15 protein-coding genes are annotated in these 20,107 nt (G+C 64.8%); 10 read left to right on the top strand and 5 right to left on the bottom strand.

What is annotated here, in order from left to right:
* Positions 1-32: 32 nt before the first annotated feature.
* The 9 genes from AC097O_RS15910 (at position 33) to AC097O_RS15870 (ending at position 10,607) form a co-directional block, all read left to right on the top strand.
* Positions 33-767: an SDR family oxidoreductase gene (locus AC097O_RS15910; RefSeq protein WP_315245285.1), complete on the top strand. Its 735-nt coding sequence runs from the start codon at positions 33-35 to the stop codon at positions 765-767.
* A gap of 17 nt (positions 768-784) precedes the next feature.
* The gene (locus tag AC097O_RS15905) at positions 785-1,633 is read left to right on the top strand and encodes a fumarylacetoacetate hydrolase family protein (protein WP_479593901.1); all 849 of its coding nucleotides are present in this window, start codon (positions 785-787) and stop codon (positions 1,631-1,633) included.
* Positions 1,634-1,895: 262 nt separating this feature from the next.
* Positions 1,896-2,555, top strand: a complete 660-nt coding sequence (locus AC097O_RS15900) for a TetR/AcrR family transcriptional regulator (protein WP_479593900.1) — start codon at positions 1,896-1,898, stop codon at positions 2,553-2,555.
* Between the two features lie 32 nt (positions 2,556-2,587).
* Positions 2,588-4,384 (top strand): acyl-CoA dehydrogenase C-terminal domain-containing protein, encoded by a 1,797-nt coding sequence (locus AC097O_RS15895; protein WP_479593899.1) that lies wholly within the window; start codon positions 2,588-2,590, stop codon positions 4,382-4,384.
* Positions 4,385-4,487: 103 nt separating this feature from the next.
* The gene (locus tag AC097O_RS15890; RefSeq protein ID WP_479593898.1) at positions 4,488-4,916 is read left to right on the top strand and encodes a DUF2147 domain-containing protein; all 429 of its coding nucleotides are present in this window, start codon (positions 4,488-4,490) and stop codon (positions 4,914-4,916) included.
* Positions 4,917-4,930: 14 nt separating this feature from the next.
* Positions 4,931-7,345 (top strand): 3-hydroxyacyl-CoA dehydrogenase/enoyl-CoA hydratase family protein, encoded by a 2,415-nt coding sequence (locus AC097O_RS15885; RefSeq protein WP_479593897.1) that lies wholly within the window; start codon positions 4,931-4,933, stop codon positions 7,343-7,345.
* 9 nt (positions 7,346-7,354) lie between these two features.
* Complete coding sequence (locus AC097O_RS15880; protein ID WP_479593896.1) at positions 7,355-8,563, top strand: acetyl-CoA C-acyltransferase; 1,209 nt, start codon at positions 7,355-7,357, stop codon at positions 8,561-8,563.
* Positions 8,564-8,794: 231 nt separating this feature from the next.
* Positions 8,795-9,556, top strand: coding sequence for an enoyl-CoA hydratase (locus AC097O_RS15875; protein ID WP_479593895.1), 762 nt, complete (start codon positions 8,795-8,797; stop codon positions 9,554-9,556).
* A 43-nt stretch (positions 9,557-9,599) separates the two neighbouring features.
* Positions 9,600-10,607, top strand: coding sequence for a Bug family tripartite tricarboxylate transporter substrate binding protein (locus tag AC097O_RS15870; RefSeq protein ID WP_479593894.1), 1,008 nt, complete (start codon positions 9,600-9,602; stop codon positions 10,605-10,607).
* Here AC097O_RS15870 and gph read toward each other — a convergent pair.
* The 3 genes from gph to AC097O_RS15855 form a co-directional block, all read right to left on the bottom strand.
* Entirely contained in the window at positions 10,604-11,302 is a 699-nt protein-coding gene (gph, locus tag AC097O_RS15865; protein WP_479589558.1) for a phosphoglycolate phosphatase, read from the bottom strand. The genes AC097O_RS15870 and gph overlap by 4 nt on opposite strands.
* Positions 11,303-11,345: 43 nt before the next feature.
* Positions 11,346-12,098 (bottom strand): dienelactone hydrolase family protein, encoded by a 753-nt coding sequence (locus tag AC097O_RS15860; RefSeq protein WP_479593893.1) that lies wholly within the window; start codon positions 12,096-12,098, stop codon positions 11,346-11,348.
* Positions 12,099-12,255: 157 nt separating this feature from the next.
* Positions 12,256-12,777: a superoxide dismutase family protein gene (locus AC097O_RS15855; protein ID WP_479593892.1), complete on the bottom strand. Its 522-nt coding sequence runs from the start codon at positions 12,775-12,777 to the stop codon at positions 12,256-12,258.
* 143 nt (positions 12,778-12,920) lie between these two features.
* Here AC097O_RS15855 and AC097O_RS15850 point away from each other — a divergent pair, with 143 nt between their 5' ends.
* Positions 12,921-13,883, top strand: coding sequence for a GAF domain-containing protein (locus tag AC097O_RS15850; protein WP_479593891.1), 963 nt, complete (start codon positions 12,921-12,923; stop codon positions 13,881-13,883).
* A 4-nt stretch (positions 13,884-13,887) separates the two neighbouring features.
* On the opposite strand, the gene acnA is transcribed toward AC097O_RS15850, so the two are convergent.
* Positions 13,888-16,629, bottom strand: coding sequence for an aconitate hydratase AcnA (gene acnA / locus AC097O_RS15845; RefSeq protein WP_479593890.1), 2,742 nt, complete (start codon positions 16,627-16,629; stop codon positions 13,888-13,890).
* Positions 16,630-16,704: 75 nt separating this feature from the next.
* Positions 16,705-19,968 carry a YCF48-related protein gene (locus AC097O_RS15840; RefSeq protein ID WP_479593889.1) on the bottom strand — a complete coding sequence of 1,088 codons (3,264 nt, stop codon included), beginning with the start codon at positions 19,966-19,968 and terminating at the stop codon, positions 16,705-16,707.
* Positions 19,969-20,107 lie beyond the last annotated feature (139 nt).

Here is a 20,107-nt window from a genome sequence, read left to right as displayed (position 1 = left end):
CGGGCAAAACCCCCATTCTCTGGAGCTAAAGCATGCGACTTTCAGGAAAAACCGCGCTGGTCACCGCCGCCGGGCAAGGCATAGGCCAGGCCGCCGTGCTGGCCATGGCGGCCGAGGGGGCCCAGGTGTGGGCCACCGACGTGAACCCGGCGCTGCTGGCCAGCTATGAGGGCGTGGCCAACGTCACCGCGCTGCCGCTGGACGTGCGCGACCAGGCCGCCATCCAGGCCCTGATCGCCAGCATGCCGCGTATCGACGTGCTGTTCAATTGCGCAGGCGTGGTGCACAACGGCACCGTGCTGGAGGTGCAAAACAGCGAGCTGGAATTTGCCTTTTTGCTGAATGTGCAGGCGCAGATGTGGGCCATCCAGGCCGCGCTGCCGCGCATGCTGGCGCAGGGCGCGGGCAGCATCATCAACATGGCCAGCGTGTGCAGCAGCATCAAGGGCCTGGTGAGCCGCTGCGTCTATGGCACCACCAAGGCGGCGGTCATCGGCCTGACCAAGAGCGTGGCCGCCGACTACGTGGCCAAAGGCATACGCTGCAACGCGATTGCCCCCGGCACTGTGGACACCCCGTCGCTGACCCAGCGCATCAATGCCTTCCCCGACCCCGTGGCCGCCCGCCAGTCGTTTGTGGACCGCCAGCCCATGGGGCGGCTGGCGCAGGCGCATGAGATCGTGCCCATCGTGGTATTTTTGGCCAGCGATGAATCCGTTTTCTCCACCGGGCAGACGTATTCTGTCGACGGCGGCATGACTATCTAACCCTAGCAAAGGACACCATGAAACTCGTTCGTTACGGCAAATCCGGCAAAGAAAAGCCCGGCCTCATCGATGCCGAAGGCAAGCTGCGCGACCTGAGCAAAGAGCTCAAGGACATCGGCCCGGACCAGCTCGGCGATGCGGCGCTGGCCAAGATCGCCAAGCTCAACACCGCCAAGCTGCCGCTGGTCAAAGGCAAGCCGCGCATGGGCAGCCCGGTGTCCCACGTGGGCAAGTTCATCGCCATCGGCCTGAACTACGCCGACCACGCCGCCGAATCCAATCTGCCCATCCCTCCCGAGCCGGTGGTGTTTATGAAAGCCACCAGCTGCATCCAGGGCCCGAACGACCCCATCATGCTGCCCAAGGGCTCCAAAAAGACCGACTGGGAGGTCGAGCTGGGCGTGGTCATCGGCACCCAGGCGCGCTACGTGTCGCAAAAAGACGCGCTCAACTTTGTGGCGGGCTACTGCACCATCAACGACATCAGCGAGCGCGAATACCAGCTGGAGCGCGCCGGTACCTGGGACAAGGGCAAAGGCTGCGACACCTTCGGCCCGCTCGGCCCCTGGCTGGTGACCCGCGACGAAGTGCCCAATCCGCAAAAACTCGGCATGTGGCTGGACGTGAACGGCCAGCGCGTGCAGACCGGTAACACCAAGACCATGGTGTTTACCGTGGCCAAGATCGTCAGCTACGTCAGCCAGTTCATGACCCTGATGCCCGGCGACGTGATCACCACCGGCACCCCGCCCGGCGTGGGCATGGGCATGAAGCCGCCCAGGTTCCTGAAGAAGGGCGACACCATGGCTCTGGGCATCGACGGCCTGGGCGAGCAGCACCAGGAAGTGGTGGCATTCAAGCTCTGATAGCAGGTTTGATGCCTTTTAGGCTGCTCACGCTTATTGAATAAGCGTGAGCAGCTATTAAAACCGTAGTGCGTACTCTGTGCGCTACCCCCAAGACCGCCGCTTTGCTGCGGTCTTTTGCGTGGTGGGGTGCGTGGTGGGGCTATGGGTTTTCCCTGTCGCACAGGCGCAAGAAATGCGGTCCCATCGGTAGACTTTTGAAACCCAATCTGGTTAAATTCGAAAAAATAGCACGACCGTTCGTATTTTTCAATTTACACCTATGGCCCTCACTGAACACCCCGCCAAAGCAGCCCGCGATGCGCCCCTGGACGGGCGCGCGCTGCTCAAGGGCCGCCAGACCAAGGCCTCCATCATTGAAGCCGCCTTGGGCCTGGCCAGCCACATCGGGCTGGAAGGCCTGAGCATCGGCGCGCTGGCCGAAGTCACGCAGATGAGCAAGTCCGGCGTGTTCGCCCATTTCGGCTCGCGCGAAGAGCTGCAGATCTCCGTCATCCGCGAGTACTACCGCCAGTTCGAGGCCGAGGTGTTCTACCCCGCCATGCAGGCCCGGCGCGGCCTGCCACGGCTGCAGGCGCTGTTTGCCAACTGGATGCAGCGCGTGGCCATCGAGCTGCAATCGGGCTGCATCTTCATCAGCGGCGCGGTTGAATTTGACGACCGGCCCGGCCCGGTGCGCGATGCGCTGGCCAATTCGGTACAGGCCTGGCTGGCCGCTTTTTGCCGCGCCGTGGTGCAGGCCAAAGAGGTCGGCGACCTGCGCGCCGATGCCGATGAGCGCCAAGTCGCCTTCGAGATACACGGTTTGATTTTGTCGTTGCACTATGAGCACCGATTTTTGAAAAACCCCGGCGCGGTAGACCGTGCCAACACCGGTTTTGCCCACCTCCTGGCGCGCTACGGACAGCCTGCCACTCTCTGAAATCAGCCTTTTAAAAAATCCAAGGAGCCACCATGCCAACCTACACCCCTCCGCTGCGCGACATGCAATTTGTGATGCACGAAGTGCTCAAAGTCACCGACGACCTGAAGCTGATGCCGCAGCACGTGGACACCGATGCCGACACCATCAGCGCCATCCTGGAAGAGGGTGGCAAGTTTGCCGCCGAGGTGGCTTTTCCGCTGAACATCAGCGGCGATGCCGAGGGTTGCACGCTGGACAAGACCACCCACGAAGTCACCGCCCCCAAGGGCTTCAAGGAAGCCTACGCGCAGTACGTGCAAGGCGGCTGGGCGGCGCTGAGCTGCGACCCGGCCTACGGCGGCCAGGGCCTGCCGTTTGTGGTCAACCAGTGCTTTTATGAGATGCTGAACTCGGCCAACCAGGCCTGGACCATGTACCCCGGCCTGTCGCACGGTGCCTACGAGGCCCTGCACGCCCACGGCACCGACGCGCAAAAGGCCTTGTACCTGCCCAAACTGACCAGCGGCGAATGGACCGGCAGCATGTGCCTGACCGAGCCGCATTGCGGCACCGACCTGGGCCTGCTGCGCACCAAGGCCGAACCCTTGGCCGACGGTAGCTACGCTATCACCGGCAACAAGATCTTCATCAGCGCCGGTGAGCACGACCTGGCCGCCAACATCGTCCACCTGGTGCTGGCCCGCCTGCCGGACGCGCCCGTGGGCAGTAAGGGCATCAGCCTGTTCGCCGTGCCCAAGTTCATGGCCAGCGCTGATGGCACCCTGGGCAAGCGCAACGGCATCTACTGCGGTGGTATCGAGCACAAGATGGGCATCCACGGCAACTCCACCTGCCAGATGGTGCTGGAAGGTGCCATCGGCACCATCGTGGGCGAGCCCAACAAGGGTTTGGCGGCCATGTTCGTGATGATGAACGCCGCCCGCCTGGGCGTGGGCAACCAGTCGCTGGGCCTGACCGAGGTGGCCTACCAGAACGCCCTGGCCTACGCCAAAGACCGCATCCAGATGCGTTCGCTGTCCGGCACCAAGGCCAAGGACAAAGCCGCCGACCCCATCATCGTGCACCCCGACGTGCGCAAGATGCTGCTCACCGCCAAGGCCTACGCCGAAGGTGGCCGCGCCCTGGGTATTTTCTGCGGCGTGCTGCTGGACAAGGAGCACAGCCACCCCGACGAGAAAGTGCGTGCCGATGCCGGTGAAATGCTGGCCCTGCTGACCCCCATCGTCAAAGCCTTCATCACCGACAACGGCCACATCGCCACCAATGCCTGCATGCAGGTCTTTGGCGGCCACGGCTTCATCAAGGAATGGGGTATGGAGCAGTACGTGCGCGACAACCGCATCAACATGATCTACGAAGGCACCAACACCATCCAGAGCCTGGATTTGCTGGGCCGCAAAGTACTGGGCAACAACGGTGCCACGCTGAAAAAGTTTGGCCGCATGGTGGCCGCACTGGTGGAAGAAGAGGGCGTGAACGAGAAGATGGGCGAGTTCATCACCCCCATCGCCATCCTGGGCGACCAGGTCACCAAGCTCACCACCGAGCTGGGTTTCAAGGGCTTCCAGAACGCCGACGAAGTGGGCGCTGCGGCCGTGGACTACCTGCGTGTGGCCGGCCACCTGGTGTTTGGCTACTTCTGGGCCCGCATGGCCCAGGTGGCTCTGCGCGAGATCGCCGCTGGTAACAACGATCCCTTCTACCTGGCCAAGGTGCAAACCGCCCGCTTCTACTTCGCCAAGCTGTTCCCCGAGACCGCCACGCTGATGCGCACCGCCCGTTCGGGCAGCAAGGCGCTGATGGACACCGACGCCGCCCTGGCCTGAGACAGCCCCCCGCAGGCGGTTTTGCGATGCAATTGAAACACTTACTTACCGCCTGTAGGGGGTTCAGCGTGGTTACCCTCCTAGCTTTAACTGGAGATCCAAAATGAAGAAAATCGTAGCACTCACCGCCGGTCTGATCTGCGCAAGCGCGGTATTTGCCCAAATGACCCCCGAAGGCCTGTGGCGTAGCATCGACGACAAGTCGGGCCAGTCCAAGGCCGAGATCCGGATCACCGCCAATGGCGGCGTGCTGTCTGGTGTGGTCGAAAAATCCTTGATGCCCAGCAACGAAACGCTGTGCACCGCCTGCACCGACGACCGCAAGGACAAGCCCAAGCTGGGCATGGAAATTATCCGCGGTGCCAAGAAGGCCGAGGGCAAGGACGTGTGGGAAGACGGCAAGATCCTCGACCCCGACAACGGCAAAAACTACACCTTGGCGCTGACGCCGCTGGAAGACGGCAAGAAGCTCCAGGTCCGCGGCTACATCGGCCCCTTCTACCGCACCCAGATCTGGCTGCGGGTCCAATAAAACGAAAGAAGCACATGTCCCGATTCCCGATCAAGAAAGTCGCCGTGCTGGGCGCAGGCGTGATGGGCGCGCAGATTGCTGCGCACCTGGTCAACGTCAAAGTGCAAGTGGTGCTGTTTGACCTGAAGGCCAAGGAGGGCCCGGCCAATGGCATCACCGCCAAGGCCATTGCCAACCTGAAAAAGCTCAAGCCCGCGCCCCTGGGCGTGGCCGATGACGCAGCGCTGATCCAGGAGGCCAACTACGACGACCACCTGGACCAGCTCAAAGACTGCGACTTGATCATCGAGGCCATCGCCGAGCGCATGGACTGGAAACTGGACCTGTACAAAAAGATCGCACCCTTTGTAGCCCCGCACGCGCTGGTGGCCTCCAACACCTCGGGCTTGTCGATCACCAAGCTCAGCGAGGCATTGCCCGAAGAAATCAAGCCGCGTTTCTGCGGCATCCACTTCTTCAACCCGCCACGCTACATGTACCTGGTGGAGTTGATCAACACGCCCACCACCCAGCCCGAGGCGCTGGACCAGCTCGAAGCCTTCGTCACCACCAGCCTGGGCAAGGGCGTGGTGCGGGCCAAGGACACGCCCAACTTCATTGCAAACCGTGTCGGTATCGCCGGCATGCTCGGCATCATCGGCGAGACGCAAAAATTTGGCCTCACCTACGACGTGGTCGATGACTTGACCGGCAAGCGCCTGGGCCGCGCCAGCTCGGGCACCTTCCGCACCGCCGACGTGGTGGGCCTGGACACGATGGCCCACGTGGTCAAGACGCTGCAAGACAACCTCAGTCTGGACACCGACCCGTTCTACGGCAGCTACGGCACGCCGCCAGTGCTGGCCCAGTTGCTGGAAATGAAGAACCTGGGCCAGAAAACCAAGGCCGGTTTCTTCAAGAAAGTGGGCCGCGATGTACTGCGCTTCGACGCGGCCAGCGCCACCTACGTGCCCGGCGGCGAAAAGGCCGACGAGGTCTATGGCCGCATGCTGAAAAAGCCCGCCGCCGAGCGCCTGGCCCTGCTGCGCAGCAGCGAAGGCCCGCAAGGGCAGTTTCTGTGGGCGATTCTGCGCAACAGCTTCCACTACGCTGCCGTGCACCTGCAAACCATTGCCGAAACCGCCCGCGACGTGGACCTGGCCATGCGCTGGGGCTTCGGCATGCAGCAAGGCCCGTTCGAGCTGTGGCAAGAAGCCGGTTGGCTGACGGTGGCGAACTGGATTAACGAAGACATTGCCGCAGGCAAAGCCCTGAGCAATGCGCCGCTGCCCGACTGGGTGTTCAAGGGCCCGGTGGCTGAGGCGGGCGGAGTCCACACAGCCGAAGGTTCGTGGAATCCGTCTACTTCAAAATTCGTAGCACGCCACGCTCTACCTGTGTACGCCAGGCAGCTATTTCCCGAAAAAATCTCCGGCCACACCCAAGGCCTGGGCCTGGGCGGTGGATTCGAGACGGCAGGCAAGACACTGTTTGAAGACAAGGCCATCCGCCTGTGGACTTTGGATGACCAGGTGGTCATCGCCAGCATCAAAACCAAGATGCACGCCATCAGCCCCGAAGTCTCCGAGGGCCTGGCCCGCGCGGTCGATCTGGCCGAGAAGGATTACGCCGCCGTGGTGGTCTGGTCGGGCGACGAGCCCTTCAGCGCCGGTGCCGACCTGCAGGCCATGCTGCCCGGCTTCATGATGGGCGGTGCGGGTGCCATCAACAAGATGGAAAAAGCCCTGCAAGACGTGATGCTGAAAATCCGCTACGCCAATGTGCCGGTGGTCTCCGCCATCCGGGGCCTGGCGCTGGGCGGCGGCTGCGAGCTGGCCGTGCACTCTGCCCGCCGCGTGGTGGCGATGGAAAGCTACATCGGCCTGGTGGAAGTGGGCGTGGGCCTGGTGCCCGGCGCGGGTGGCCTGACCTACATCGCCCGCCGGGCGGCAGAGAACGCCGCCCTGTCGGTGCACAAAGACCTGCTGCCTTTCCTGACCGAAGGCTTTACCGCCGCCGCCATGGCCAAGGTCGGCACCAGCGCGCTGGAAAGTCGCAAGCTGGGCTACCTGCTGGAGTCCGATGTCATTGTGCCGAACAAGGACGAGCTGCTGTTCGTCGCCCTGAACGAGGCCAAGGCCATGGCCGCCAGCGGCTACCGCGCCCCGCACAAACGCAGCTTCCCCGTGGCAGGCCGCAACGGCAAAGCCACCATCCAGGGCCAACTGGTCAACATGCGCGACGGCGGCTTCATCAGCCAGCACGACTTCCACATCGCCAGCCTGATCGCCGGTGTGGTGACGGGCGGCGACGTGGACAACGGCACCCTGGTCACCGAGGAATACCTCATGGCCCTGGAGCGCAAAGCCTTCTGCAGCCTGCTGGAAAACGCCAAAACGCAGGAACGCATCATGGGCATGCTGAGCACCGGTAAACCCGTGCGCAACTAAGGAACGAATATGAGCAAGCAAATCCAAGACGCCTACATCGTCGCCGCCACCCGCACGCCCATTGGCCGTTCGCACAAAGGCTATCTACGCAACACCCGGCCCGACGAGCTGCTGGCCACCACACTGCGTGCCGCCCTGGCCCAGGTGCCCGGGCTGGACCCGGTCAGCATTGAAGACGTGATCTGCGGCTGCGCCATCCCCGAAGCCCAGCAGGGCCTGAACGTGGCGCGCATCGGCGCGGTGCTGGCAGGGCTGCCGAATTCGGTGGGGGGGATCACCGTGAATCGCTTTTGCGCCTCGGGCATCAGCGCGGTGCAGATGGCTGCCGACCGCATCCGCGTGGGCGAGGCCGACGTGATGTTTGCCGCCGGGGTCGAAAGCATGAGCATGGTGCCCATGATGGGTAACGGCCCCAGCCTGTCACCCAACATCTTTAGCAACACCGACGACGTAGACAACTACGGCATTGCCTACGGCATGGGCCTCACCGCCGAGAAGGTGGCGCAGCAGTGGAAGATCAGCCGCAGCGCGCAAGACGAGTTTGCCTACGCCTCGCACATGAAGGCCATGGCGGCCATGCAGGCGGGGTATTTCAGCGACGAAATCACCCCGATCACGGTGGACGACCGCCGCGTCAATCTGGACTCGGCCAAGGTTACCGTCACCCAGCGCACTGTCAGCCTGGACGAAGGCGTGCGCCCCGAGACCACGGTGGAAGGCCTGGGCAAACTGAAAACGGTGTTCTCGGCGCGTGGCTCGGTCACCGCAGGCAACAGTTCGCAAACCTCCGACGGTGCAGGCGCGCTGATCCTGGCCAGCGAGTCGGCCGTCAAGCGCTTTGGCCTGACCCCGCTGGCCCGCTTCGTCAGTTTTGCCAGCAAGGGTGTGCCGCCGCACATCATGGGCATCGGCCCGATCGAGGCGATTCCTGCCGCGCTGCGTTACGCTGGTTTGAAGCACCACGACATCGACTGGTTCGAGCTGAACGAAGCCTTCGCCGCCCAGTCGCTGGCCGTGATGCAAACGCTGGGCCTGGACCCGTCCAAGGTGAACCCCATGGGCGGTGCCATTGCTCTGGGCCACCCGCTGGGTGCCACCGGTGCCATCCGTGCCGCTACCGTCATCCACGCGTTGCGCCGCAACAACCTGAAGTACGGCATGGTGACCATGTGCGTCGGCATGGGCCAGGGCGCCGCCGGTATTTTTGAACGCGTGTAAGTAGGCACACCCCCAGGCTGCAGAGCTTCGCTTCTTTCGCCAACCCCCTTGCAGGGGGCGAACCCAGTGGCCTGGCAGAGCCAGTTCCACGGGTTCCCTGGAAGGAGTGTTTATGTTGCAGGTTTATGCTCTTTAGGCTGCTTGTGCTTATTCCGTAAGCGTGAGCAGCTATTGAAATAATAGTGATCCCACAGTTGCTAACATCCGCAATTTGTCTACCGAGTGCCTTCCATGACCGACATCCTCACCCACACCGAAGACGGTGTCTTGACCATCACGCTGAACCGCGTGCCCAAGAAGAACTCCATTACTTCTTCCATGTACGCCGCCATTTCCGACGCGCTGGAGGCGGCGCAGGCCGACCCCAAGGTGCGGGTGGCGGTGATCCAGGGGCATGAAACCATCTTTTCGGCGGGCAACGACATTGGCGACTTCTTGAAAGCACCGCCCACGGCCGAGTCGCCAGTGATCCGCTTTCTGCGCGTGATCAGCAGCTTCCCCAAGCCGCTGATCGGTGCGGTGTGCGGTGCGGCGGTGGGCGTGGGCACCACGCTGCTGCTGCACTGCGACCTGGTCTATGCGGGCGACAACGCGGCGTTTTCGCTGCCTTTCGTTAACCTGGGCCTGTGCCCTGAGGCGGGCTCCAGCTACCTGCTGCCGCGCCTGATGGGCCACCAGCGCGCGGCCGAGGCGCTGCTGCTGGGCGACCCGTTCACCGCAGAGACGGCGCTGGAAGTGGGCCTGATCAACCGCATCGTGCCGCCCGCCGAGGTGCACGCCCTGGCGCACCGCCAGGCCCTGCGCCTGGCGGCCAAGCCGCTGGCCTCGCTGGTGGCCAGCAAGCGCCTGATGAAACAGGAGCAAGCCGCCCCGGTGGCCGCGCGCATCGATGAAGAAATCGCCATCTTTGGCCGCATGCTGCGCGAGCCCGCAGCCAAAGAAGCACTGACCGCTTTCATGGAGAATCGCCGCCCGGACTTCTCCGGTTTGTGAAACAGTACGTGCATACAATTTGGGCTTTCCATTGAAAGCCACTATGCACGCTGGACACCTGGGCCGCCGCGGACTTCTTACCTGCCTCGGGGGTGTGCTCACCGGGCTCTCGCCCGTGCTGCACGCCCAGACCCTGACCCCCTGGAAAAAGCTGGCCGCCAAGCCCTTGGCCGCGCGCATGCGCATCGTCATTCCCGCCAATGAAAACGGCGGCTGGGACCAGACCGGCCGGGCCCTGGGGGCTTCCATGTTGGCTGCGGGCCTGTGCGAGCAGGTCGATTATGAAAACCTGGGCGGCAAAGGCGGCACGCTGGGCCTGGCCGCGTTTGTGCAAAAGTACGACCAGGACCCTAACGCCTTGCTGGTGGGCGGTGCGGTGATGGTGGGGGCCGTGGCCTTACAGCGGCCTGCGGTCGACCTGGGCCAGGTGCAGCCTCTGGCGCGCCTGACCAGCGACTACCTGGTGATGGTGGTCAAGGCCGATTCGCCCATCCAGTCGGTGGCCGACCTGGTGGCGCTGGTGCGCAAAGACCTCAAAAGTGTGCCTTTGGCCGGGGGCTCTGCGGGCGGCATCGACCATATTTTTTCCGGCTTGTTCGTCCGGGCTGCCGGGGCTACGGTGGGCGATCTGGTCTACCAGCCGTTTGCCGGGGGCGTACAGGTGGCCGATGCCGTGCTGTCGGGCAAGGCGGCGGTGGGGGTGTCGGGCTACAGCGAATTTGCCGATCTGCTGGCCGGCGGCAAGCTGCGGGCGATTGGCGTGTCGTCGCGCAAAACCATGTTCGGTATCCCGGCCATCCGGGCCCAGGGCGTGGACGCGGTGATGTCCAACTGGCGCGGCTTGCTGGTCGGCAACGGCGTGGCCTCTGCGCGCGTGGCCGAGCTGCTCGACGGTGTGCGCCGTGCCACCACCCACCCCTCGTGGCTGCAAACCCTGAAGACCAAGCGCTGGGATGCCGCGTGGATGGCGGGCGAAGATTTGCGCAGCTTCATGGACATGGACCGCACCACGGCGGCGGCCATGGCCTATTTGCTCAAGCTGAAGGCTTAATGGTCTTTTAGGCCGCTGGCGCTTATTCCATGGGCGGTAGCAGCTATTGAATACATAGCGTCTTGCTGCATGTCCGCCAAGGTTTTCAGGAAGCCGTCGCAATCCACCGCGTGCACCGGTTCGCCGTGGTTGTAGCCGTAGGTCACCAGCAGCACCGGGCAGCCTGCGGCACGCGCGGCCTGGGCGTCGTTGCTGGAGTCACCCACCACCAGGGTGTGGGCGGGCAGGGTGCCCAGGGCTTCACAGGTTTTCAACAGTGGCAGCGGGTCGGGCTTTTTGCGTTCAAACGAATCCCCGCCAAACACCTGGCTGAAAAAGCCCGCCAGCCCCTTGGCCTGCAGCAGCGGCAGGGCCAGGGCGATGGGCTTGTTGGTCACACAGGCCAGTTGCCAGCCGCGCTGCTGCATGGCCTGCAGGCCCGCCAGCACTCCGGGGTAGACCGATGAAAACTGCCCGTTGATGGCCGCGTAATGGTGCTGGTAGCGCGCAAACGCTCGCTCGAACAATGCTGCGTTATTTATAGCTTCTTGTGCTGGTGGAATAAGCGCAAGGGCATGATTTAGCACTGAATGGATCAGGTGCTCGGAGCCCTTGCCCACCATGGTCGCAATGGCGCTGGGCGCAATCGCGGGCAGATTCAGGTCGGCCAGCATGCCGTTCAAGGCGGCCGCAAAGTCGCCCAAGGTATCGACCATGGTGCCGTCGAGGTCGACGATGGCGGCCTGGATGCTGGCGGGCTTAATACAGCACCCGCCGAAACATGCCGATGGCCATCTGGTAGCCGAGCAACTGCAGTTCCGCGTCATACCGCTCGCCCTCGTCGCGCATGAAGGCGTGCACACCGTTGAACTCGTGCCAGGTGAAGTTCACCCCCTCATCCACCAGCTTTTTGTAGACCGTGGCACGGCCTTCGGGCGGAATATGGGGATCCTGCTTGCCCCAGACCATTTGCAGTTCGCCCCGGATGGCCGCGGTGCGCTCCAGGCTGGCGTTGCCCGGCTGCGACGGAACCATGCCGGAATGGATGTCGGTGGCATAGAAGCAGGAGGTGGCGGCAATGGCTGGGTGCATGGCGGCACGGTAGGCCAGGCCGCCGCCCAGGCAAAAGCCCATCGCGCCAATCTGGCCCATGCAGCCGTCCAAGCCGCGCAGGTAATCGACCATGGCCTGGGTGTCGGTGTCGTGCGCCTCCAGGGGCTTGGCCACCTTGTCGGCATTGCCCTTGTCGCGGCCCGCGTCGTCGTAACCCAGCACGGTGCCGATGGGGTTGAGCTCGTGGAACACCTCGGGCACCAGCACGATGAAGCCGTGCCCGGCCAGGATTTGCGCGCTGCGGCGGATCGGGCCGGTTTGCTGAAAGATCTCAGAGTACAGAATCAGCGCCGGGTACTTTTTAGGGGTAGTCCCGGCCTCGGTTTTCGGGCGGTACACATAGCCGCGCATGGTGCCGGTGGGGGTGGGTAGATCGACTTCGCTGGCTTGGATTTGCATGGTTTTTCCTCGTCCGCGCAGTGTAGCCACCCTGGCCTTAGCGCCACGCCAGGTGGATGCCCGCCATTTCAATGGTCGGCACGGCCAGCGGCTCGGTGTGGGCGTGGCGGGCAATCACCTGCTGTTGCGCGGGGGTGAAACAGGCTTCGGCGCGGGATTAATTCTTGGTGATCACCGCACAGGCCAGCCGCGCGCCCGAGTTGCCGGTGGGCTGGGTGGTGAAGTCGTCGGGGTCCTTGTGCACGATCAGGCCGCGGCCCACCACGTCGTTCGCTCCACTGCCCACCGCCAGGTCGGCGGTTTCATAGCGGATCTTGGCGCTGCCGCTGGCATCGGCCTGCAGGCTGGGCAGGTCACCCGCGTGGTGCATGGGGCCGCTGGCGGCCCCGTGGGCATGGGCGGTGGGATTGAAGTGGCCACCGGCAGACAGGCCGTCGCCGCTGGAGCAGTCGCCCTTTTCATGGATGTGGAAGCCGTGCACGGTGTTGGGCAGCAGGCCGTGCACTTCGCCGCGCACCAGCACTTTGCCAGGGAGCTGGGTGAACTGGATGCTGCCGGTGACCGTGTTGCCGGTGGTGGCGGTCAATTTCGCCATGGCAGACGGGCCGCCAGTGGGCGTGGCGCAGGCGGCGAGCAGGACGGACAAAGCCAGGGGCATGAGGGCGTGCAGGGTGCGCATGGAGTTCCTAAGGCGGTATAGAGAACCCAAGATACCCTAAATCAGTCCAATGTTGTGCGGCTCGGCGGTCTTTGGCTTTTCCACCGAGATGGCCTGCTACTTGCGTCGCCCCTGGTACTTCTGTTGTTTAGGGGGAACCAGCCATGTCTACTGCATCCACGTTCATCCAGGCGGTCGAGTTGTGGGCTCCTAGCGCCGATGGCTATTTGCTGGAATTCCAATCCGGGATCTTCGGGGCACCAGCTTGGGGCTTTGCCACTTTGACGCGCTCCATGTGCTTTGGCCGTGGTGAGGGCCTGCCGGGCCGTGCGTGGGAGGAAGGGCGGCCCATCCTGCTCAGCCAGTTGCAAGGCAACTTCTTTCGCCGCAGCGCCGCCGCCACCTCGCTGGGCTGGACGAGTGCGGTGGCGGTACCGTTCTTCGCGGGTGGTGCCATCCAGTCGGTGCTGGTGTTTTTCTGCGGCACATCGCCGACCCGGTCGGGCACGCTGGAGCTGTGGCAGGCGCAGCCCGGCCTGGATGCCACTCTGACCCTGGTGGACGGTGCCTTCGGGCCAGACGCACAGGCTTTTGAGGCCTTTACCCGGGGCGTGACCCTGGCCCCCGGCGCGGGGCTGCCAGGTGCCGCGCACCACAGCGGTACGGCCCAATTCATCGATGATCTGGGTGCCGCGCAGGACGGCTTTGTGCGTGCCGCGCTGGCCGCCGACCAGGGCCTGGTGCGGGGCCTGGCGCTGTCGTGCGGGCAGCACCACGGCGTGGACTATGTGCTGGCCTTCCTGGCGAGCCAAACCTTGCCCCTGGCCCAACGCGTGGAGTGCTGGGCGCTGGACGGCACCGGCAGCCGCCTGCAACGGGTCTTTGCCTTCAGCGAGCTCAACGGCGGCTACTCGTCGGTCCCGGCCACCCTGCCGGTTCCCTCCGATGCAGCAGGCGGTGCCATCGCCAAAGCCTGGCTAGGCGGTGCCCCCGCCATCAACGACCAGCCGATCAGTGAGCCCGGCCCCCCATCTGCCGCCGCCAGCGGGCTGGGCGCAACCGGTCTGCTGGTCGTGCCGTTCCTGCGGGATGGCCTGGTGGTCGAGGTGCTGGTGCTGTACCTGTGAGGTTTTAAGCCGCCAGCAGCTGCCGCAGCACAAACGGCAAGATACCGCCGTGCTGGTAGTAGTCCACCTCGATGGGGGTGTCGATGCGCAGGCGCACCGTGACCTCTTGCCGGGTGCCGTCGGCGCGGTGGATGACCAGGGCCACGTCCATCTGCGGCTGTAGCGCGGTGGGTACCACTACATCGATGGTTTCATCGCCGCGCAGGCCCAGGCTTTGCCAGCTATCGGTGCCTAAAAACTGCAGCGGCAGCACGCCCATGCCCACCAAATTGGCTCGGTGGATGCGCTCAAAGCTGCGCGCCACCACGGCCTTGATGCCCAGCAGCTGCGTACCCTTGGCTGCCCAGTCGCGGGATGAGCCGGTGCCGTATTCCTCGCCGCCAAACACCACCGTGGGCACGCCAGCTGCCAGGTACTTTTGCGCGGCTTCAAAAATCGACATCTTCTCTGCTGCGCCCTGGGCGGGGTGGTACAGCGTGAGGCCGCCTTCTTCCTGCGAGCCGCTGGCATCGGGCGGCAGCATCAGGTTCTTGATGCGCACGTTGGCAAAGGTGCCACGCACCATCACGTCGTGGTTGCCGCGGCGCGAACCGTAGCTGTTGAAGTCGGCGCGGGGCACGCCGTGGGCCAGCAGCCACTGCCCGGCGGGGGACTTTTCGGCGATGGAGCCCGCAGGCGAGATGTGGTCGGTGGTGATGGAGTCGCCAAACAGCGCCATGGTGCGTGCGCCGGTAAAGCCCGCGACCGATAGCGGAGGAACCAGGCGGAAGTCGCCAAAAAACGGCGGTTCGGCGATGTAGGTGGATTGCGGCCAGTCGTAGACCTGCCCGGTGGTGCCCTGGATGCTGCGCCACAGCGCGCCGGGGTCGGACTTGATCTTGTCGTAGTTGGCGCGGTAGGCCTGCGCGTCGGTGGCAAAGCGCAGCAGCGCGTCGATCTCGTCCATGCGGGGCCAGATGTCGGCCAGAAACACGGGTTTGCCGCCCGTGCCCAGCCCCACCGGCTGGGTGGCCAGGTCGGTCATTACATTGCCCGCAATCGCGTAGGCCACCACCAGCGGCGGCGAGGCCAAAAAGTTGGCCTTCAGGTTCGGGTGGATGCGCGCCTCGAAATTGCGGTTGCCCGACAGCACCGCCGCGCAGACCAGCTGGTTGGCACCAATGGCGGCGTTGATCTCGGGCGACAAATCCCCCGCATTGCCGATGCAGGTGGTGCAGCCGTATCCCGCCAGGTAAAAGCCCAGCTGTTCCAGGTAGGGCAGCAGCCCGGCCTTCTCCAAGTATTCGGTGACGATGCGCGAGCCGGGGGCCAGCGAGGTCTTGATGTGCGGCAGCACCGTCAGGCCCGCCTCCACCGCTTTCTTGGCCAGCAGGCCCGCCGCCAGCATCACGCTGGGGTTGGAGGTGTTGGTGCAGGAGGTGATGGCGGCGATCAGCACGTCGCCGTTGCCGATGGTGGTGTCGTTGGACGGCAGCGGGTGGCGCAGCGCCAGCGTGTCGGCCGGGCGGTTGAAGCCATTGGCCGCGTTGGGCTGGCTGTACAGCGTGGCGAAGGTACTCGCCAGCTGGTCCAGGGCGATGCGGTCCTGCGGGCGCTTGGGGCCGGCCACGCTGGGCACCACCGTGCCCAGGTCCAGCCGCACGGTCTGGGTGTAGTCGATGTCGCCGGGGTTGGGCATACCAAACAGGCCCTGGGCCTTGTAATAGGCCTCGAAGCGCTCGATCTCCTCGGCGGTGCGGCCGGTGTTGCGAAAGTAGGCAATGGTCTTGTCGTCCACCGGGAAGAAGCCCATGGTCGCGCCGTACTCGGGGGCCATGTTGCCGATGGTGGCGCGGTCGGGCACGGGGATGGAGGCCGCGCCCGGGCCAAAGAACTCCACAAACTTGCCCACCACCTTCTCGGCGCGCAGGATATTGGTCACAAACAGCACCAGGTCGGTGGCGGTCACCCCTTCGCGCAGCGTGCCCGACAGCTCGAAGCCCACCACGTCCGGGGTCAGCATGTAGACCGGCTGGCCCAGCATGGCCGCCTCGGCCTCGATGCCACCCACGCCCCAGCCGACCACGCCGATGCCGTTGACCATGGTGGTGTGGCTGTCGGTGCCGACCAGCGAGTCGGGGTAGTACACCGGCACCGGCGCGGTATCTTGCGGGCTCTTGTACACGCCGCGCGCAAAGTATTCCAGGTTGACCTGGTGCACGATGCCAAAGCCCGGCGGCACCACGCGGAAAGTGTCAAACGCCTGCATGCCCCACTGCATGAACTGGTAGCGCTCGTGGTTGCGTTGGAATTCGAGTTGCATGTTCAGGTCCAGCGCCTGCGGTGTGCCGTAGTAATCGACCATCACCGAATGGTCCACCACCAGGTCTACCGGCACCAGCGGTTCGATGGTCTTGGGGCTCTTGCCCAGGGAAGCCGCCACCGTGCGCATGGCTGCCAGATCGGCCAGCAGCGGAATGCCGGTGAAGTCCTGTAACACCACGCGGGTCACGACGAAGGGGATTTCCTCGGTGCGCGCGGCGTTCGGCAGCCAGTGCGCCAGTTGCTCCACATGCTGGGGCGCGACCTTCTTGCCGTCGCAATTGCGCAGCACCGACTCCAGCACGATACGGATGGACACCGGCAGGCGGGCGATGCTGGGGTACTGCTGCGCCAATTGGGGTAGGGACCAGTACTGGCCGGTGCTGCCGCTGGCCGTGGTAAAGGTTTGCAGGGTGGCGGCAAACGCGTGGGGGGTGTCGATCATGGGGGCTCCTAGAGGGATTTTTCCCAAGATAGCAGCCTTCGATGAACCTGGCTGTCAGTGGGGATGCCGTGGGGCTCAAGCGGGTTCTGCCGGGCTTGTTTTGAAGGCTTTGCGCGGGGCCGCGTTGCTGCGCATGCTGTCGACATCGCTTTCGGCTTCGAAGTCGCGCGCGAAGGGTGTCAGCGTCTGCGGGTCACCAGCCAGCCGCACACCGGAGACCAGGCGCTTGAAAACCGCCAGTTCCTCCTCGCTGGGCGGCCAGGCTGTGTCGAACTGGTTTTGGTGTTGCTCTACGGCGTTGCCGAATGCCTGGGCGGCCAGGTCGTCGGCTTGGGATTCGCCGTTCAAAAAGCGCTCCCACGCCCGGCCATGCACTTCGTACAGGGCACCGATGGCGATCAGTTGGTGTTCTGCCAGCGCATCCGAGGGGGGCGGTGGCACGGTGGTGGTGCCCGGATAGACCCTGCGCTTCCATGCGGCCTTCAACACGTCCTGCCAGGTGGTGTCCTGGGCCTCGCCCTGTTGCAGCATGGCCAGGTAACGCAGGCGGTTGCCGAAGCGTTTGATGGCGCGGGGTGTCTCGTGTTTTTGGGCGACCACGGGGGCCCAAATTTCCAGCGCTTTCTTGAATTCGGCAGAGTCCATGGCTTCGTGCAGATGCGTGCCCAGCAGCTGCACCACCACCACGGCACCCACGGCCAAGAGGGGCAGCAAGGCCAGTGATAGCCAAGCCAGGACCTCGCCGCCCTCTATGCGGTCGCCTACCGGGGTGCTGGCCTGGCTTTGGAGGGGGGCTTGGATGGGTGCTTGTACGGGGGGCACCGCGACCGATTCGCTCGCAGACGGGCTGGGGGATGGAGGTGCCGATGCGGTGCTTGCCGGTGCCGGTACCTCCAGGTCGGGTTGCGGGATGCTGCCCGCCAGCCACACGCCCGCTGCCACGGCCAAGGCGCACAGGGCCAGCGGCCAAAGCTGCCACAGCGCCTGGGCACTGTGCTGCATGCGGTGGCGTGGCAATGGTTCGGGCGCTTGCAGCAGTTGGTGGGCAGTCTCGCTGTGGGCGGTGGGCACGGTGATCTCGATGTTCACCAGCTTTTGCAAATAGTCTCTGGCGTACTCGCGGCGCTTGGCCAGCCCTGCATCCGTACCCGTGGCCACAGGCGTGCCGGAGTCCATGCTCTCCATCTCGGCGGCAATCTCTTTGAAGGCCAGGCCCAGGGCGGCTTGCACGCGCTCGCGGTCCATGCCAAACATCACAAAGCAGTCGCCCGCAGAGGTCAGGTAGTTCACCGCCTCCATCACATCCAGCACCACCGCCGGGCGGCAGCGGTCCAGGTCGTCCACCACGATCATCAGCCGGTACGGCAAGGCCTGCACCAGCTCACCAAACTGCCGGGCAAATTGGGCCCGAAAGTCGTTTTGCGCCGCTGCCGCTTTCAGGCCCATGCCGTCACGCACCTTGGTCAGCAGCAGTGCCGGGTTCACCTTGAACGCCTCGGCTCCCTTGAAAATGGCCGCCAGGCTGGTCAAGGCCGCCACCAGCCCGGCCCAGGCGGCAAGCTGGGGGGCTACCCGCTGCTGCATGGCCGCCACCATGGCCGTAGCGGTCTGGAAGCCGCCGCTTTGGAACGCGCTCCAGCTCAGCGCCAGCAGAAAGCTCACCAGCGCCACCATCGCGCACAGCACGCCAAAATGCCGCCGGGAGCGCAACCACAGCAAACGCAGGCGAAACAGCGGGCCGTACCGGCTGCACCAGGGTGGCACCGCCTGCGCATGCACGGCACCCAGCAGCGCGGCAAACAAATGCTCTTCCTTCTGGTGGTGCCAGGCGTTGAACCAAATGGGCCGGTGGCCATGGCCGCGCAGGTCGGCGCAGACCAGTTGCATCAGCGAGCTCTTGCCACTGCCCCAGCGCCCGTTGATGGCCAGCGTGAGCGGGGGCCGGGTGGCGGGGTTGCGCAAAAAGCGGGAGATACCCCGCGCCAGCCCGCCAAATTCCAAGCGGTCGTCTGCCGCCTGGCGCACTTCGGCATCGGATGCGGCCACCCCGGCAACCGACGCATGGGCCTGGCCCGTGGGCCGTTGGCTCCAGGCGCGCCAGGCCAGTGCGGCAGACAGGGCTACGGCCAGCCAGTACCAGGGGGCGGGTGCGCGGCGGTAGCGTTCGGCATACGCCCAGGTGGTGCCACCGTCCTGGGTGGCCAGGATGCTGCCGTTAAAGCCCACCACCCAGCCGCGCAGGCCGTCGGGGTTGAAGGTGACGGCGTTGAAATCGTTCTTTGTGGGGCTGGACTGCGCCTGCCACGTGCTGCCGCCATTGCGGGTGGACAGAATCGTCCCCCCGTGCCCTACCGCCCAGCCCCGTTGGCCATCCGGGTTGAACACCACCGAAGTCAGCGGACTGGTCGTGGTGCTGGTTTGTGGCTGCCAGGTGGTGCCGCGGTCGGTGGTGGCCACGATGGCTCCGCCGGAACCCACCGCCCAGCCGCGTGTGCCGGCCGGGTGGATGGCCACGGCGTTCAGCAGTTCCGGGGTGTTGCTCTGCTGCGCAGTCCAGTTGGCACCGTAGTCCTTGGTAAACAGAATGGTTCCCTGGGTGCCGACCAGCCAGCCGAATTGGCCGCTGGGCGAGATGCACGCGGCGCTGAGGCCTGCGGTGCTGGGGTGTGGTGTCCAATTTTCGCCCCCGTTGCGGGTGACCATGACCATGCCTTGGGTGGCCGGGAAATCGTTGGATGCACCGACCGCCCAGCCGCTTTGCCCATTGGGCGTGACGCTGGCCGCAGACAACGGGATCGCCGAACCGGTAGCCCGCGCCTGCCATGTGGAACCCCCGTCGCGGGTGGTGTGGACCTTGGCATCTTCGCCCACCAGCCAGCCGTGCATGCCGTCCGGGGAGAAGTGGATCGAATGGGGATAACCGACACCCCTGACCGGTTTCGGCAGCCAATCGTGGCCGCCATCGGTGGTGGACAGGATGGTGTTGCGTCCCCCTACGGCCCAGCCCCGCAGCCCGTCGTCGGCCATTGCCACCGAGGACAAGGTGTTGTCCAGCCCCGCCAAAGCCCCTTCGGCATCGATATCCCCAGGCGTTGGCGCGTTGGCCACCGCGTCCTGCCGCCGGTGGGTATTCCACTCCAAAGGCTTCCAGAACCTGACCCACGGTGAAGCGGTTTGCGCCCAATAGCTATCGGGCACCGGCAGCGGTGCCTGCCACCACGTCAACACCGTGGCCACCGCCAGCAACAGCCCCGCCGCCGCCAGCCAACCCCAAGCCAACAGCGCAGGAGTGGGGTCCGATGGCGGTTTCGAACTGGCGCGACTGCCGACCTTGTCCATGCGCTGGCCTCCTGGCCCCACAAAGGGCTTGCCGCAATACCCGGCATGGTGGCATGGCGGGCTGCACCCGGCAATGCGGGCGGTCCACGGGCTTCCACCATGTTGTGGATAAGCGCGCAGCCCGTCCACCGGCGCTGTC

The sequence above is a fragment of the Rhodoferax sp. LS1P39 genome (assembly GCF_056521425.1).
Note: the sequence above shows the minus strand (reverse complement) of the source record. Positions and strands in the feature narration are given on the sequence as shown.